Raw genomic sequence first — 14,703 nt, 5'->3', positions numbered from 1 at the left:
GTCTCGTTTCGGCAGATCGGGGCCTTGATGGTGGCGGTGCACGACCTGGTGCCTGGTGACGCGCTGGCCCAGTTGGCGGCGCGTGTCGTGCGAGCGCCGATGGCGGTGCTCCTGATGGTGCACGACGAAGCCGTGGAAATCTTCGGCCGTTTCGGATTCGTCAACGGCGACCGGCTGCCGTCCGACGATCCGCTCGGTAAGCAGGTGATTTCCGGAGCGCGCGTGGTGTGCAGCGACGACGACTCGTGGCCGGGCTTCGGCACTCAGCTGGCCTTGCGGGCGGTTCTCGGCGTTCCGGTGCACGACAACGACAGCCGGGTGATCGGTGCCCTGCTGGCGATGGACCAGCGTCCGCACCGGTGGGCACCCGAGGACGTGGCCTCCCTGCTCGCCGTGGCCAGGTTCGGCGGAGTTCACCCGGCCTCGGCCGGCGTCGACGACGGCTCCGCGCTGCGCCTGGCCAGCCGCTTCCGCACCTGCCACCACGCGGTCGAGCGGAGCCTGCGAGCCGCCCGAACCGGAAGCGAGGCAGCCCCACGGCTGCTGGAAGCCCTCGCCGTCGCACTCGGGTGGCCGGCCGCGGAACTCTTCCTGGTCGACGAGAAAACCGGATCCCTGGGCGCCGTCGGCCACTGGTGCGACTGGACCGGCGAATCGGCGGACTTCTTCGGACACGCTCCCGTCAAGGGCGCCGGAATCACCGGCCGGGTGTGGCAGACCGGCCGCCCGATCTGGGTCAACGACATCACCGTCTACACCGACCTGTTGACCCCGTTCGAACAAAACCGCGTCCGGGTCGCCGCCGAACACGGCATCCGCACCATGATGTCGGTTCCGGTCTGCGACGGCGACACGCTCCTGGGTGTGCTGACCTGCTACGCCCACTCCCCGGAACGCCACCAGGAACTACTGACCGTCCTCCTCGACGGGGTAGCTGCCCAGATCGGCCTCTGGATAGCGTTGCGCCGCGCCGAGCGTCTGGGCCACGAGCTCGGCCGCACCCAGGACGACTTCATCGCCCTGGTAGGCCACGAGCTACGCACACCCTTGGCGTCGATCACCGCGCACGCCGGCATGCTGCACGACGAGGCGACCGCCCTGACCGCCGACCAGCAGGTGATGGTCGAATCCATCGCCCGCAACGCGGGAAGCCTGCAACACACCGTGAACACCCTGCTGGACCTGGCCGGCCTGGAAGCCGGCCACCTGCCGGTGCACCCCAAAAAGGTCAACCTGTGCACCCTGATCACCGAGGCGGTGAACGCCGTCCGCCCCCGCATAGCGGAAAACGGCATCCGCCTGCACACCGACCTGCCGTCCACGATCTGGCTCACAGCCGACCCCGACCGGTTACGCCAGGTGGTAGACGACATCCTCGCCAACGCGGTCCTTTACACCCCGCTGGGCGGCACAGTGCAGGTCACCGCAACGAGCGACGAGGCGGCGATCCAGTTCCAGGTGGCCGACAGCGGCATCGGCACCCCAACCGACGAACGGGCCCGAGTCTTCGACCGCTTCTTCCGAGGCAGCAACGTGCGGCATCACGGCACGGTGGGGAGTGGCCTGGGCTTGAGCCGAGCCCGAGCGATCATCGACTTGCACGAGGGCCACATCCACCTGACCGGCAACGCCCCCACGGGCACGGTGGTAACGGTGCGCTTACCAGCCCCGCCTTGACTGTGGTGCCCCCGGCAGGAATCGAACCTGCGACACACGGTTTAGGAAACCGATGCTCTATCCCCTGAGCTACGAGGGCCTACGGCCCATATCGTACCTAGCAGGCGATACTCGCGAGTGCCCGGGCGTCCCGTCGGGTGCCAACCGAGGCCATCTGCTCCACCAGCGGCGGTTCCGTCACTGGTCGGAGGACACGCGGAGCAAATTCCGCGCACATGCGATCGGCGTGCCCTGCAGTGACCGCGGGTGCCCAGCGCTGATATGTAGTGCTATCCACTCGCCGAGCACGTCCGGAGCACTCGCGACGTCTCTTGAGCTGGGAAAACACTTTCGGCGGTCGACTTGATGTTCAGCCGGGGTCACGCGATCGTTCGTGCACCGGTACCGCGGGGTGCGCCTCCTGCGGCAGCGTCGCCGGGCACCTTGCGCACGAGGTGCCCGGCGCGTGGCTTCGGTGGGGGTCAGTCTTCGGAAGCCGAGGGCGTCCAGCTCTGCCCGGCATCGCGGCCGTCGAGTTTGCGCCGAAGCACCCATGGACGCGATTCAGTGGTGCCGGCGCCCTCGACAATCTGACGGAAAGCCCTCTCCGCCTCTTCGTGGCTGTGGTGAAGGCTGGTGATCGGCCTTCCCGCTCGTACGACGACGAGGACGTAGATGGCCTCCGCCAGTTCGGCCCGCAATTGGCGGGCGCGTGCATCGACGCTGCCACCGGACGTGGCGCCGAGTCGATCGACTATCTCGCCGATGTCTGCGGCCAAGCCGAGCCCGATCAAGTGGTGGGCGATCGCCGGCTCGGAGATCTGAATCTTGGCGACGATTTCCGGCAGGGCGGTCCGGTGGTCCCAGCCGTCACTGAGGATGTCGTTCTCAGTTCCGCTCCAGAGCCGGTATAGGCCGTCCGAGTGCGAGTTGAGGATGGCCTGCCAGTCGTACTCGGGATTCTCCGTCAAACGACGTCGAAGCCAGTCCATGAGGGCTTGAGTCGTGCGCTGAATCTTCGCGTCGTCCGGCACCAATCGAGGAAGCTGTGCCCCTACGGCGCCTGGCGTGCGCATCAACTCGGCGGCGATCTGCTGCACCGACAGGCCGTCGAACACGGCTTGCGGGAGCTGCTCGCAGTCGGTCCAGGTCCAGACCTCGCCATGCCGCAGGGGCCGGACAGGCGGGTTGCGATCCATCTCCGACATGGGTGGTCCTCTCGCGCGGTGAGGTGACGCCCGCTTCGGGCGCGGTGTCACAGGGAACGCGAGACGAGCGATCCATCAAGGCTGGCGGGCCAGGCGAGAGTTTGAGGTGCCGCGCGCGAGATTCAGCCCTTGGGCGCTGCTGGCCGTAAGTGGGCTCCGACAACAATGCGGCGAGTTATTTGTACGGGATGCAAACGGATCGCTGTCCCGACAGGGCCACGTTACGACGCGTAGACGGGCCGCACAACGTTGGCAGGCTCTGGTAGTCGTGAATGAATCGCAAGTTGCATCAGGTCAGAGAACGGGCGCGACGTTGTCATATGGCGTCATCTTCGGAAGCGTTCACGTGACTGTTCGAACACCGGTTCCGGAAGGTGCGATTTCTGCGGCGGCGCGCCCGGCTTTTCGCCGCTGCGGTAGTGGCTCCAGTTCCCCGCGGCGTCGGCGAGAGGGCCGAGGTGGGTGGCGGATGGTCGTTGCTGTTGCCGGTCACGGCTGAGCGCGGCGACACCGGCGGCGAAGGCGTCGAACGCCCCGGGCCGGGCGGACGACCACACTGAGATCTGGCCGGCCCAAGCCTCCGCCTGTTCCGGGGAATGCCCAGCCCGGATCAACCGGACCACCATGAGGGCGGTGTCTATCCAGGCCGCTCCCCGGCACGGCATCGACCAGTCCACGACCGCCACACCGCCTCCGTGAATCAGAAAGTTGTGCGGCGTGACGTCGGTATGCACCAGCGTTTGACCGTCGACCACCTCGGGTGCGACACGGTTTGCCCACCGGACGGTGGCGGCCTGCACTTTCGGCACCGGGCACGGCGTAAGCGCCGCAGCCATCGCATTGAGGGTGGCGGCCACCGCGGCCAGATCTGGCGAGTCCGGACTCAGATCGGGATGCCTGCCCTCGACGTACTCGAAACCCAGCAACAGCCAGCCATCGGCCTCGATCTGCCAAAGCAACCGCGGCATCTGAGCCGGCAGGTACGGATTGATCCGGGCTTCGTTGCGATGCATCCAGCCCATCGGGTTGTCAGCCATCGCACCCTTGCAAAAGAAGCGGCCGTCGTGGGTCTCCACCACTGCGGCGAAGTCGGAGATCGACCCGGCTTCGACCGACGTCGCCCGCAGAATCGGGCCGGTGCGACTCTGAACCTCGGCTCGGACAGCAGGCGGCAGTTCGTGCCATTGGCAGCGGGGCAAGGTTGCGGACTCCTGACGTTCGCGGCTGGGGACAGATTACGTCCCCAGCCGCGAACCAATCGCTATCTCGTCGGGCTGTCGGTGCAACCGGCGTGGCACTGCGTGCAGTCGGTTGCCCTGGTCAGGGACCAGAGCGGGACGTCAACGTGATGCCCCGCCTGGCCCATCGCGGCGACCGTGGCCGACAGTGTCGCCGCGTTCACCTTCGGCACGGTTGGCCACTCGTCGCCGTTCGGACCGTCGTCGGGGACGTGGTGGATGAACCGGCCGGCGATCCGGTCGCAGAACTCGGCGTACTCGTGCGTGTAGAGGATGAAGGTGTGCCAGCCGATGTCGACGAGCTCGCTCGGCCCGATGGGCTCGGTCGCCGTCGCGCAGGTTTTGAGGAACGCGAGCGTCTGATCCAGGATGCGTGCGGGCATATCGTCGGACAGCTCGGGGTGCTCCGTGGCGATCCGGGCGACGAGCCGGTCGGCCAGCGTCGCCGGCAGATGGTTCCGGTGCTCGTTGAGGGTGCGGGTCGTGGTCGGCGCGGTCATGATTCCTCCTGTAGTGCTGCGACGGGTGCTGCTTCCCTACCTCTATGAACTCGCGTTCATCGGCATCAATGAAGGGACCGGATGGCATAGCGAGGACGGGACGTCACGGCCTGCCGGGGTAGGCCGGGGCGGCATACACGGCCCTTCGGTGGTTTCTGGCGCTGCCACCGGGGCGATACGGTCGGGGGGTTATCCAGCGAACGGAGGCGCCGGTGATCGGTCGGCAGCTCGCCGCCCTGCGACACGCCAGCGGGCTGACGCAGGAGCAGCTGGCCGAACGTGCGGGTATCCGTCGACGTCATCCGGCGACTGGAGCAAGGGCAGCGCCGGACCGCGCGATTCGCCACCCTGCACGCCATAGCGGCGGCCCTCGACACCGAGGTCTCGATCAGCTTCGCCGTCCGCGAATCGGGCTCACTTGACTCGGGCCATGATCAGAATGGAAGTTCTCGGGGCCGGGACCCAGGATCGAGTGAGATGAAGCGACGAGAACTGCTACGCCTGGTCACCTCCGCCACCGCCGTGATCGGTCTCGGCGGGTCGGCTGAGCCTGACCTCGAAAGGCTGAAGGCTTCGGCTCCCGGACGTCTTGGGCGGGCCGACCTTGCCGATTTCGCCGCGCTCAATGCCGGCTTGTGGGCGGCGTTCGTGATGGCGCAGAACAAGGCTGAAGTGGGTCCGGCAGTCTGGGTTCAGGCTCGTCGGCTGACGGACGCGCTACGCAGACCGCAGTCGACGGCCGTACGGAAACGGGTCTGTGCGCTGCACGCGGACGTTTTCCAACTCGCAGGAGAGGTCCTCTTCGACGCCAACCGCTACGCCGACGCCGGCTACTGCTACACGCTCGCCGCGACCGCTGCCCGTGAGGCCGGCGCCATAGATCTTTGGGCTTGCGCCTTGACCAGACACGCCTACATCAGCGTGTACGAGCAGCGTTTTGGAGACGCCGTTCCGCTGCTTGCCTTGAGCGCCGATCTGGCTCGCAATGGCGATTCGGAGCTTGCGACCCGCAATTGGGTTTCCGCCGTCCTGGCCCAGGCCTTGGCCGGCGTAGGTGATCACGCCGCGTGCGAACGATCACTCGAGCAGGCTGACCGTGTTCGTGTGTTCCCCCGGCCGGGTAACGGTGGATGGCTGCGCTTCGACGGCTCGCGACTCGCCGAGGACCGCGCAAGCTGCTACGTCCAACAGCGCCGGCCAGATTTGGCAGAGCCGATCCTGCTGGAGCTCTTGAAGAAGCATCAGTCCGGACGGCGTCGGGGAATCGCGCTCGCCGACCTTACGGCGGTCAGCGCACAACGGCCGGATGTGCTGCGGCTGGTCACCTATGGGGCGGCGGCCCTCGACCATGCCCGGCAGACCGGGTCCGGTGTCGTGCTTCGTAAACTGCAAAACCTGCGGCCGGAGTTGGCCCGGTTCAAGCAAGATCCGCACGTACGCAACCTGGACACCGAAATCGCTCACCTGGTCGTTTCTTCGCACTGACCAGCAGCTCGATGGGAAGGCTCCTTCAGTGGCCGTAGAAGCCGGCAAGATCTTCCGCGAGGCTTGGATCGCCGGGGTCAACAAGCACTACCCCGGGGAACCCAAAGCGGGCTACGTCGCGCCATGGGACGAAACCCCGGAATGGGAGCGGCACAGCGCGGCCGCGGTCTACCAACTCATCGCCGAGCTGCTGCGCATCAGTGAAGGCGCCGCTCGCCGTCTCACTCGGGTTCAGAAGAGCCAATTCGTGGCAGCCAGCTGGACCGCCCAGATCTTTCTGCGGATCGACAACCCCAAGCCAGCCTACGTAGCGCCGTGGGAGGCCCTGCCGACCTGGCAGCAAGAGGTCGATGCCGACATTTTCGAGTCCATCGAGAGAGTCGAGCCCCAAGCGGGCTGACGACTTCGTTCGAGCACTGGCACCGTGGGGGTGCGCCTCCTGCGGCAGCTCGCCGGGCATCTCGCGTACGAAGGGCCCGGTGCGGGGCCTTCCGAGGGAGCGCTGGTCGCCAGTTCCGCAAACTCTCACCGTCGCGCCCCGAACTGCCTCGTCTAGGGCAGCCCGATCCTGCCGCCTGACGCCCATGTAAGTATAGTTATAGTAACTACGCTTACATGGGGAGGGTCGTGCAAAAGCCGAGCGAGATCTTCGACCGGGACGACGAGTGGAACGAACTGGTCCGCTTCGCTCGCCTGCCGCAGGGCGGTGCGACCCTGGGTGTCGTTTCCGGTCGTCGGCGTCAGGGCAAGACGTTCCTGCTCGATGCATTGGTCCAAGCTGGTGGCGGGTTCATGTTCACCGCCACCGAGTCATCCGAGGCCGATGCGCTGCGGCAGTATGGGCAGGCGCTCGGCGATCACCTCGGTGAGGCGACACCGCTGCGTTTCGTCGACTGGGACGAAGCGATCATAAGGACGATGTCGATGGCCCGGCGCGGACCGATGCCGGTGGTGATCGATGAATTTCCGTTCCTGGCCCGCGCCAGCCCAGCACTGCCCTCGATCATTCAGCGTGCGCTCGATCCGGCCGGACAGCGCTCGAACACGCAGGTACGGCTGCTGTTGTGTGGTTCGGCGCTGTCGTTCATGGGCGGGTTGTTGTCCGGGACCGCGCCGCTGCGGGGACGAGCCGGTCTGGAATTGGTGGTCCGGACGCTGGACTACCGGGCAGCCGCCCAGTTCTGGGACATCGACGACCCACGCACCGCTCTGCTCGTCAACGCGATCTTAGGCGGCACGCCTGCCTATCGGCACGAGTTCACCCAGGACGACTCTCCGGCCGGGCCCGACGACTTCGACGACTGGGTCGTCCGTGCCGTGCTGAACCCGGCGCGCCCGTTGTTCCGAGAGGCCCGTTACCTACTCGCGGAGGAACCCGACATCCGCGATCCCGCCCTGTACCACTCGGTCCTGGCCGCGATCGCCGATGGCCGTACCCGCCGTGGCGAGATCGCCAATTTCCTGGGCCGGCAACCGTCCGACCTGGCCCATGCGTTGGGGGTGCTGGAGGATGCCGGACTGGTCGTGCGCGAGGAGGACGCGTTCAAGAGCAACCGGGGCGTCTACCGGACTGCTGAGCCGCTCCTGACCTTCTACCACGCCGTAATGCGCCCGGCGTGGGGCGACCTCGAACGAACCGGTCGCGCCCGGCAGGTCTGGCCCCGCCTGCAGCGCACCTTCCTGACCAAGGTCGTCGGTCCGCATTTCGAGACGATCTGCCGGAGCTGGGCCCGCTGGGAGGCCGACCCGGCCCTGTTCGGCGGCTATCCGACCAGGGTCGCGGCCGGCATCGTCAACGACCCCGCCGCCCGAACCCAGCACGAAGTGGACGTGGCCGTCTTCGGCCGCGACGACCAGGACCGCGAGGAACTTCTCGCGATCGGCGAGGCCAAGTGGAACGAGACTGTCGGAACAGGCCACCTGCAGCGGCTGGCCCACATCCGCACCCTGCTCAACGGCCGGAACGACATCCGCGCGGACCGGTGCCGGCTGCTGCTGTTCAGCGGTGGCGGCTTCACCGACGACCTACTTGCAATGGCTGCCGCCGATCCCGGCATCCAACTCATCGACCTTGCCCGCCTGTACACGTGACCTCGACGTATTCCGCAGCTCCCTCGATGAAGTAATCGAACACCCCAGCATCGTTTCTTCGCGACGGCGGTCTCGAGAGCCTGAGCGAAGGGTGCCGGCACCTTGTACATGCTGGACAGGCGTGCGGGCCGACTCAGGTCATACTCGGCATGGCCGGACCAGTCGAGGTGGCGCGGTAACGCGTCCTGCCAGGTGTCGACTCTCTCAGAGAACTCGCCCACACCCCCGGCCTACTGGACACGCCTCCACATTTCGTGCATACGCCAGGCCTTCCCGGGGAGGTGGGCCGCGGAATTTCACCTGGCTTACCAGGTGCGGGCCCAGTCTGGTGGGGGCACTACCGGGAGGTCGGGCTCGCCGGGGATGGGCTCCAGGGCGTACAGGATGGTTAGGTTGTCGGTTTCGGGGTCGGTTTGTACTCGGCCGTGGTTGCCGGTTGCGGTTACCAGGAACCAGTAGTCGGGGGCGGGAGTGCCGTCGTCCAGCAGCGCACGAGTCTGGGCTACCCGGCAGATCGTCTGGGCGAGCTCCAGCTCGGTTGCGTTCGTCAGGTCTCGGAGGCGGGCGCCTGCGGTGAACTCGTGGCCGAACTGTCCGCCGGTGGGTGTGACCAGGGCGATCGGGTCCGGGCCGGGGTGCTCGTTGAGTGTCTCCTGCGGGCCGGCGTAGATCAGCTCCAGCGGTACGTTGTAGACGGCGTGCAGCGCCTGCCGCAATGCCTCGGCGGTAACCCTGCTGTCGAAATAGATTCCGTAGGTCATGCTCCGCCCCGATAGCTCTTGTGGTGCTTGAAGACCTCAAGTGCCGAACGCCAGTCCGCGGCGCTGATGCTTGGGTCGCGACGTAACGCGGCCTGTGCCGCGTCTAGGTCGCCGTCGGCGCCGATCAGCTGCTTGAGCACCTTATATTCGGGCCGCGAGAGATTCACGAAACCTGGCCCCGACACCGGGAAGACGGTCCCGGTGGATTCCACGCCGTACGACCGGCCGTTGACCTCGTAACGGTTGGTTTCGGCGTTCCAGTTTCCCCGGCCGGCCGAGATGTCCGCCAGGTCGGCGGCGACGTCCGTGCCGGGCAGCACGACGGTGTTCTTGTCCTTGGTGGGATTGCTGGGACGGATGCGAGCGAGCCTTGCCTCTGCCGCGCGGACGCTCTCCGGGTCGTCGCCCGCGTCGCTGGCTGTCGTTCGCCGCTTCGGGGGATCGCCGCCGCTGCCGCCTCCGCCTGACTGCGGCGTTGGCTCCGGCGAACCGCCGTGCGGTGGGGTGCGAGGTTTCGCCATGCCCGTCCGCCGTTCGTGTGCGTCCAGCTGCGTAAGCGACGGTATCGATGGCAATCAAGGTCCGTGCTCGGTGGGCGTACGGAACGTAGCCTCGGGGTATGACGGACATTCAGACGCGCACGCTTGCCACGCCGGAGGTTGACCTGGTCTATGACGTTCGGGGGGCGTTTCCGCCGGTTGGTGGGCTTCCCGTGTTGGTCATGATTGGGCAACCCATGACGGCTGATGGGTTTGTGGCGTTGGCTGAGCACTTCGGCGATCGGACCGTGGTCACCTACGACCCGCGCGGGCTTGGGCGCAGCGTTCGTAAAGACGGGCGAGAAGAGCACACCCCGCAGGATCAGGCGGCTGACCTGCATCAGCTGATCGGGGCGCTTCGGGTTGGGCCGGTTGATGTCTTTGCCAGCAGCGGCGGAGCCGTTACCGCGCTCGAGCTCGTGGCTAAGTACCCGGAGGATGTTCGCACTCTGGTGGCGCATGAGCCGCCGATCAACTCGGTGCTTCCGGATGCCGAAGCGGCCGATCGGGCTCGGGCCGGCTTCTACGAGGCCTATCAGGCCAAGGGCGCGGGGGCGGGCATGGCCACCTTCATCGTCATGACCTCCTGGCAGGGGGAATTCACCGACGCGTTCTTTGCGCAACCCGCGCCGGATCCGGCGATGTTCGGGATGCCGGCCGATGACGACGGGAAGCGGGATGATCCGCTTTTGTCGAAGAAGTCCTGGCCGATCACCGACTACCAGCCGGATGCGGACGCGCTCAAGGCGGCACCCACCCGCATCGTCATCGCGGTCGGTGAGGAGACGCAGGACGCCTATACCGCGCGCACCGCGCACGGGGTGGCCAAGCTGCTCGGGCAGGAGGCGACCGTCTTCCCCAGCCACCACGGTGGGTTCCTCGGCGGGGAGTTCGGCTACGCCGGCAAGCCGGCCGAGTTTGCGGCCAAGCTGCGCGAGGTGCTGGAAATCAGCTGAGGCGGCCGGAATGCAGCCGGACCACGGTGTCGGCTACGTCGATCACGCGCTGGTCGTGGGTGGCCACGATGACCAGCGTTCCGGTGTCGACCGCGGCCCGCAGGGCGGCCAGGACCAGCGCCACGTGGTCGTCGTCCTGGTGGGCGGTGGGCTCGTCCAGTACGGCGACCGCGGGGTTCAGCACCAGCGCGCGGGCCAGGGCCGTGCGCTGCTGTTCGCCCAGCGAAGTGTCCTGCGCGGGGCGGTGGGCGATGGAGGTCAAGCCGAGCTGGTCCAGCAGGGAAAGAGGCGGGACCGAAGCGCGCAGCGCGGCCGGCAGCATGACGTTCTCGGTCACGGTCAGCGACGGCTCCAGGGCCAGCCGCTGCGGCAGCAGCGACACCGTCTCCCAGGCCGGAGCGGGGAAGACGGGCCGGCCGTGAACGAGAACCGAACCGCTGGTGGGGGCCATCACGCCGGCGATCAGGTGGCACAGCGTCGTCTTGCCGGAGCCGGATCGCCCGGCCAGGACCGCCGTCGTCGCCGGCTCCAGGGCCAGGGTGATGTCGTGCAGCACGAAGGTGTGGCTGACGTTTCGTACCTCTACCAGCGCCATGGTCACTCCGGCCGGTGCAGTTGGACGTGACCGTCGACGATCTTGACGGACACCACGCCGTCCGGGAACAGCGGCAGCGCCTCCTCCGGCAACTGCAGTCGGCCCTGGCCGTCGATGGCCGTGGTGTGTTCCTGCCCGGCCACGACCATCCCGGTCAGGACACCGTGGCGCAGGCGCAACACGATGTCGGCCGCGGCGATCGCCCGCGCGTCGTGCGTCGCGATCACCACCGCGCTGCCCTCCGCGGCCCGCGCCCGCAACAATCCCAGGACCAAAGCGGCCGAGTCGTCGTCCAGCTCGGCGGTCGGCTCGTCCGCCACCAGCAGCGCGGGCGCACCGACGGCCGCGGCCGCGACCGCCAATCGCTGCTGCTCCCCGCCGGACATCACCGCGGGAAGAGCGCGGGCCCGCGCAGAAAGATCAACTTCTTCCAAAGAAGACAACGGAGCGAGGCGTACGCCGCGCAAGCGTGCCATCTGCGCGATCTGTCCACGGGCATCCAGCTGCGGAAACAGACTGTGCGTCGGCCGTTGCGCCACCCAACCGATCTCCCGGCGCCGCAGCCGCTGCAACTCGCGGCGGGACAGGCTGGAGACCAGCGTGCCGCGATGCCGCAACTCCCCACCGGCCGGTCGTTCGCGCAACGCGAGCAGGGCCAGCAGGGTGGACTTGCCGCTCCCGGACGGGCCGGTGATGGCGCTGATCCGGCCCCCGAGCACGGTGACGTCGACGCCGCGTAAAGCCTGGGTGGGACCGGTCGGTGCGGCATAGAGCTGGAGCAACTCGCGTCCTTCCAGCAACGGTTCAGTCGTCACGGTAGGCGTCCTCCTCCGCGCTCGCCGAGCGCACCGTGGTCAGCGCCACCGCCAGCATCGCGGCCACCGCCGCGGCGGCGACCGTGACCGCCAGGCCGAGCGGGGACAGCTGGAACGCGAACCGGGGGAGCAGGCCGGGCTGGTCGTCGAGCAGTCGCCCGCCGAGTGGGACGAGCGCGGCCACGCCGGCCACCGCCGCCACCAACGAGACCGCAGCCAGCAGCACGAACTCCAACGCCCGGGCCCGCCGCACTCGGGCCGGCCCGAGTCCGACCCGGGCCAGCATCAGGTCGGTCGGGCGGCGGAGCGCCGCGGTGCGCTGGGCGTAAACGCACAGGGTGAGCACGGCCAGCAGGGCCAGGTAACCGGCGACCGCGACCTGGTAGCCGCGGGCCCGGTCGGTCGCGATGTAGGTGGCGTCCTGCCGGAGCAGGGTCGCGCTGGTCACCGCGGAGGCGGTCGGCAGGTCGGGGGTCCGGGCCGAGCTCCACAGCAGGGTGCGGAACAGCTGGGCGCCGGCCGGCATCGCGGTGCGCGGGCGCAGTCGCGGGTCGTCCGGGCCGAGTTTGGCGAACATCGGGGTGGCCGCCACGACGTACATCGGGCGGCCCTGCATGCCGGGGAACGCGGGCACCCGGGCGGCCACGATCAGGTCCTCGGTGGACACCCCGATCGACACCCGGATCGTGTCGACAAGCGCGGACGCCGGATCACCGACGACGATCGCGCGGGCCGAGCCGCTGCCGTTCGTCGCGTCGGCGGTTCCGGGGTCGGCGGCCAGCGCCCGCACCGCCGCCCGGGCCGCCGCCAGGTCGGGACCGTGCCCCCAGAGCGCGACCTCCAGGAACCGGTCCGGGTCGATGACCAGCAGATCCTTCCGGAGGTCGTCGAGCGGGGTCAGCACGTCGCTGCGCCAGACCAGGGTGTTCCCGGCCGGCAGCGGCGGGGTGCGTACGCCGGGAACCGGTGCGTCCGGCGGTGCGCCGCGAAGTGGGTCGTTGGGTGGTACCGACACGGCCGCGGGGTCGAGTTCGGCGGACCCGCCGTCCAGCACCGCGACGTTCTCGGCGCCGGCCGCGACCGCGATCCGGTCGTCGGCGGTGGTGGCGGTGGAGTCCACGGCGGACAGACCGAACAGCAGCATGCCCAGGCCGGCGGTGACCACCGTGACGGCGAGCCGGCGTTCGGCCCCGCCGGAACCCAGCCGGCGGCGGGCCAGCCACACCACCGCCCGTCCCGGCGACGTGGGCAACCGGGCACCGCCGGCCAGCAGGCCGGGCAGCCAGCCGGCCAGCACCCCGGCGGCGGCCAGCACGAGCAGCGGGACCAGCAGGTCGACGGTGGAGGCGCGACCGCCGGCGCTGACCAGGCCGCCCGCCGCTACCAGGGCGGCGACCACGATGATCGCGGGCCACGGCAACGGCTTTCGTGCGGTTGCCGGCGGCGATGCCCGTACGCGTAGGAAAGCGGCAAGCAAACCGACTGCCGCCACCGAGACGACTCCGGCGCCGACCGCCGCCGCGCCGGTCAGGGCGGCCGGCGCGAGCGAGTCCGAGATCTTTCCCGGCGGGCCGAGCCGGGCCACCAGCTGCCAGGCGGCGAGCCAGCCGAGGGCCGCGCCGAGCGCGGCCGGCAGCAGATGTTCGAGCAGCCACAGCCCGCCGACCCGCAGCGGCGACAGGCCGACCGCGACGGCGTGCCGCACCTCGCGCTCGCGTCGTCGGGCCGAGAGCAGGGCCACGGCCAGCACCGAGGCGAAACCGACCCCGATCGCCGCCCACTCGACCGGGCGGGTGCGCTGCCGGACCGCCTCGGTGGTGGTCCGGGCGGTCGCGACGATCCGGCCGATGCCACTGGCGAAACGCAGCGCGAGCGGGTCGTCGCCCTCGGCCGGTAGCGCGGTCGCGTACTTCCGGCGTACCTCTTCCAGGCGGTTTGCGGTTTTCCTCGCCTCGGCGAGGGTCGCGCCGGGCGCGAGTGTCGCCTCGACCGACCAGAACATCTGGTCATGGGTGGCTTTCGCCAGGCGTTCCACCGTCGGGACGTCGCCGACCAGGAGGTACGCCGGGAGGGTGCGGTACTCGGTGTCCTCGGGGGTGTCGCCGCGCCGCAGTGACCATTTCCGGCCGGTCGGCAGCCGACCGGCGGCGTCGACCGCGTAGACGCCGTTCACCGTGGTGGTGACCCGTTGCGGGGTGCCGCGATTGCCGTGGACGAGGGCGAGCACGATCTGGTCGCCGGGCTGCACGCTGAGTTCGGTGGCCATCGGTTGGGGCAGCCACAGTCCGTCCCGGCCGGCGGGCGCACCCACCGCGGTCAGCTCGGCGGCCGGCGAGCCGACCGCGAACAGCCGGCCGCGCTCGGTTGCGTTGACCGTGAATCCCCAGAAGTCGGGGCGGGCCAGCTCGGCGCCGATCGAGGCGCCGCTCAGATCGAAGTCGGTCAGGCCGGGCACCGACCGCAGGTCGTCGATGACCGCCTGCTGGGCGAAGGCGGTCGGGCCGACGTTGGCCGAGATGCGCACGACCGCGGCGTCGTTCTGCCGGGTGGTCTCCGTGACCTCGCCCAGCCGGACGCCGAACGCGGCGTTGTCGGAGGCCTCGGCGAACATCGGGCCGGCCGCGCCGGCGGCCGACAGCACCAGGAAGGCCGCGACGGTCAGCACCGACCAGGACCGTTGCCGCAGCCCGCCAAGGATGGCGGCGGCCGTCAGGGTCATGACACTCCTCCGGCCGGTCGCTGAACCGCTTAAGTTACAACACCTCTGCCAATGCGCACATAGGCCGCAAAGCCCGTCGCGCTATCGTCAACGTCGATCAAGCACGAAAGAGCGAGCGCGGGGGACAGCGAGCGCGAGGA

At 68.8% G+C, this 14,703-nt stretch carries 13 protein-coding genes and 1 tRNA gene; 5 read left to right on the top strand and 9 right to left on the bottom strand.

Translation table 11 applies throughout. The features are described from left to right. Window positions 1-27 precede the first annotated feature (27 nt). Entirely contained in the window at window positions 28-1,677 is a 1,650-nt protein-coding gene (locus Ate02nite_RS11760; protein WP_203803800.1) for a sensor histidine kinase, read from the top strand. A gap of 3 nt (window positions 1,678-1,680) precedes the next feature. Here the strand turns inward: Ate02nite_RS11760 and Ate02nite_RS11755 are convergent. From Ate02nite_RS11755 to Ate02nite_RS11740, 4 genes are all read right to left on the bottom strand, one after another. Continuing rightward, window positions 1,681-1,756: transfer RNA gene (locus Ate02nite_RS11755), tRNA-Arg, on the bottom strand. Window positions 1,757-2,138: 382 nt separating this feature from the next. Beyond that, entirely contained in the window at window positions 2,139-2,864 is a 726-nt protein-coding gene (locus tag Ate02nite_RS11750; RefSeq protein WP_203803791.1) for a hypothetical protein, read from the bottom strand. A gap of 326 nt (window positions 2,865-3,190) precedes the next feature. Continuing rightward, entirely contained in the window at window positions 3,191-3,943 is a 753-nt protein-coding gene (locus Ate02nite_RS11745; RefSeq protein ID WP_239147319.1) for a phosphotransferase, read from the bottom strand. A 182-nt stretch (window positions 3,944-4,125) separates the two neighbouring features. Beyond that, window positions 4,126-4,602: a glycine-rich domain-containing protein gene (locus tag Ate02nite_RS11740; RefSeq protein WP_239147318.1), complete on the bottom strand. Its 477-nt coding sequence runs from the start codon at window positions 4,600-4,602 to the stop codon at window positions 4,126-4,128. A 279-nt stretch (window positions 4,603-4,881) separates the two neighbouring features. On the opposite strand from Ate02nite_RS11740, the gene Ate02nite_RS48695 reads away from it, so the two are divergent. The 3 genes from Ate02nite_RS48695 (at window position 4,882) to Ate02nite_RS11725 (ending at window position 8,178) form a co-directional block, all read left to right on the top strand. Beyond that, window positions 4,882-6,087 carry an NsdA family TPR-like regulatory protein gene (locus tag Ate02nite_RS48695; protein WP_498370483.1) on the top strand — a complete coding sequence of 402 codons (1,206 nt, stop codon included), beginning with the start codon at window positions 4,882-4,884 and terminating at the stop codon, window positions 6,085-6,087. Window positions 6,088-6,115: 28 nt separating this feature from the next. Next, a complete protein-coding gene (locus Ate02nite_RS11730) occupies window positions 6,116-6,487 on the top strand; it encodes a hypothetical protein (RefSeq protein ID WP_203803775.1) in 372 nt (123 codons plus the stop codon). A 227-nt stretch (window positions 6,488-6,714) separates the two neighbouring features. Next, window positions 6,715-8,178 carry an AAA family ATPase gene (locus Ate02nite_RS11725; RefSeq protein WP_239147316.1) on the top strand — a complete coding sequence of 488 codons (1,464 nt, stop codon included), beginning with the start codon at window positions 6,715-6,717 and terminating at the stop codon, window positions 8,176-8,178. A 305-nt stretch (window positions 8,179-8,483) separates the two neighbouring features. On the opposite strand, the gene Ate02nite_RS11720 is transcribed toward Ate02nite_RS11725, so the two are convergent. Beyond that, complete coding sequence (locus Ate02nite_RS11720) at window positions 8,484-8,939, bottom strand: hypothetical protein (RefSeq protein ID WP_203803769.1); 456 nt, start codon at window positions 8,937-8,939, stop codon at window positions 8,484-8,486. Further along, window positions 8,936-9,460 (bottom strand): hypothetical protein, encoded by a 525-nt coding sequence (locus Ate02nite_RS11715; RefSeq protein ID WP_203803766.1) that lies wholly within the window; start codon window positions 9,458-9,460, stop codon window positions 8,936-8,938. Before Ate02nite_RS11715 ends, Ate02nite_RS11720 begins: the two co-directional genes overlap by 4 nt. 98 nt (window positions 9,461-9,558) lie before the next feature. Between Ate02nite_RS11715 and Ate02nite_RS11710 the strand changes: the two genes are divergently transcribed. Continuing rightward, window positions 9,559-10,434: an alpha/beta fold hydrolase gene (locus Ate02nite_RS11710; RefSeq protein ID WP_203803763.1), complete on the top strand. Its 876-nt coding sequence runs from the start codon at window positions 9,559-9,561 to the stop codon at window positions 10,432-10,434. Here Ate02nite_RS11710 and Ate02nite_RS11705 read toward each other — a convergent pair. Genes Ate02nite_RS11705 through Ate02nite_RS11695 form a run of 3 tightly spaced genes read right to left on the bottom strand, consistent with a single transcriptional unit; the run spans window position 10,427 to window position 14,563 of the window. Then, window positions 10,427-11,029, bottom strand: coding sequence for an ATP-binding cassette domain-containing protein (locus tag Ate02nite_RS11705; RefSeq protein ID WP_203803761.1), 603 nt, complete (start codon window positions 11,027-11,029; stop codon window positions 10,427-10,429). The two genes, Ate02nite_RS11710 and Ate02nite_RS11705, sit on opposite strands and share 8 nt — an antisense overlap. Window positions 11,030-11,031: 2 nt before the next feature. Next, entirely contained in the window at window positions 11,032-11,844 is an 813-nt protein-coding gene (locus tag Ate02nite_RS11700; protein ID WP_203803750.1) for an ATP-binding cassette domain-containing protein, read from the bottom strand. Further along, on the bottom strand, window positions 11,834-14,563 hold the full coding sequence (locus Ate02nite_RS11695) for an FtsX-like permease family protein (protein ID WP_203803741.1): 2,730 nt from the start codon (window positions 14,561-14,563) through the stop codon (window positions 11,834-11,836). The genes Ate02nite_RS11700 and Ate02nite_RS11695 overlap by 11 nt, the downstream gene beginning before the upstream one ends. Between the last annotated feature and the right edge of the window lie 140 nt (window positions 14,564-14,703).

It is taken from the genome of Paractinoplanes tereljensis (assembly GCF_016862435.1).
Lineage (GTDB): Bacteria > Actinomycetota > Actinomycetes > Mycobacteriales > Micromonosporaceae > Actinoplanes > Actinoplanes tereljensis.
This window is presented reverse-complemented; position numbering and strand designations above follow the sequence as displayed.

Excerpts from the sequence above, each read along its gene's own strand:
- Ate02nite_RS11760 (WP_203803800.1), top strand. The coding sequence starts at position 28 with ATGGTGGCGGTGCACGACCTGGTGCCTGGTGACGCGCTGGCCCAGTTG.
- Ate02nite_RS11750 (WP_203803791.1), bottom strand. The coding sequence starts at position 2,864 with ATGTCGGAGATGGATCGCAACCCGCCTGTCCGGCCCCTGCGGCATGGC.
- Ate02nite_RS11740 (WP_239147318.1), bottom strand. The coding sequence starts at position 4,602 with ATGACCGCGCCGACCACGACCCGCACCCTCAACGAGCACCGGAACCAT.
- Ate02nite_RS11720 (WP_203803769.1), bottom strand. The coding sequence starts at position 8,939 with ATGACCTACGGAATCTATTTCGACAGCAGGGTTACCGCCGAGGCATTG.
- Ate02nite_RS11715 (WP_203803766.1), bottom strand. The coding sequence starts at position 9,460 with ATGGCGAAACCTCGCACCCCACCGCACGGCGGTTCGCCGGAGCCAACG.
- Ate02nite_RS11710 (WP_203803763.1), top strand. The coding sequence starts at position 9,559 with ATGACGGACATTCAGACGCGCACGCTTGCCACGCCGGAGGTTGACCTG.
- Ate02nite_RS11705 (WP_203803761.1), bottom strand. The coding sequence starts at position 11,029 with ATGGCGCTGGTAGAGGTACGAAACGTCAGCCACACCTTCGTGCTGCAC.
- Ate02nite_RS11695 (WP_203803741.1), bottom strand. The coding sequence starts at position 14,563 with ATGACCCTGACGGCCGCCGCCATCCTTGGCGGGCTGCGGCAACGGTCC.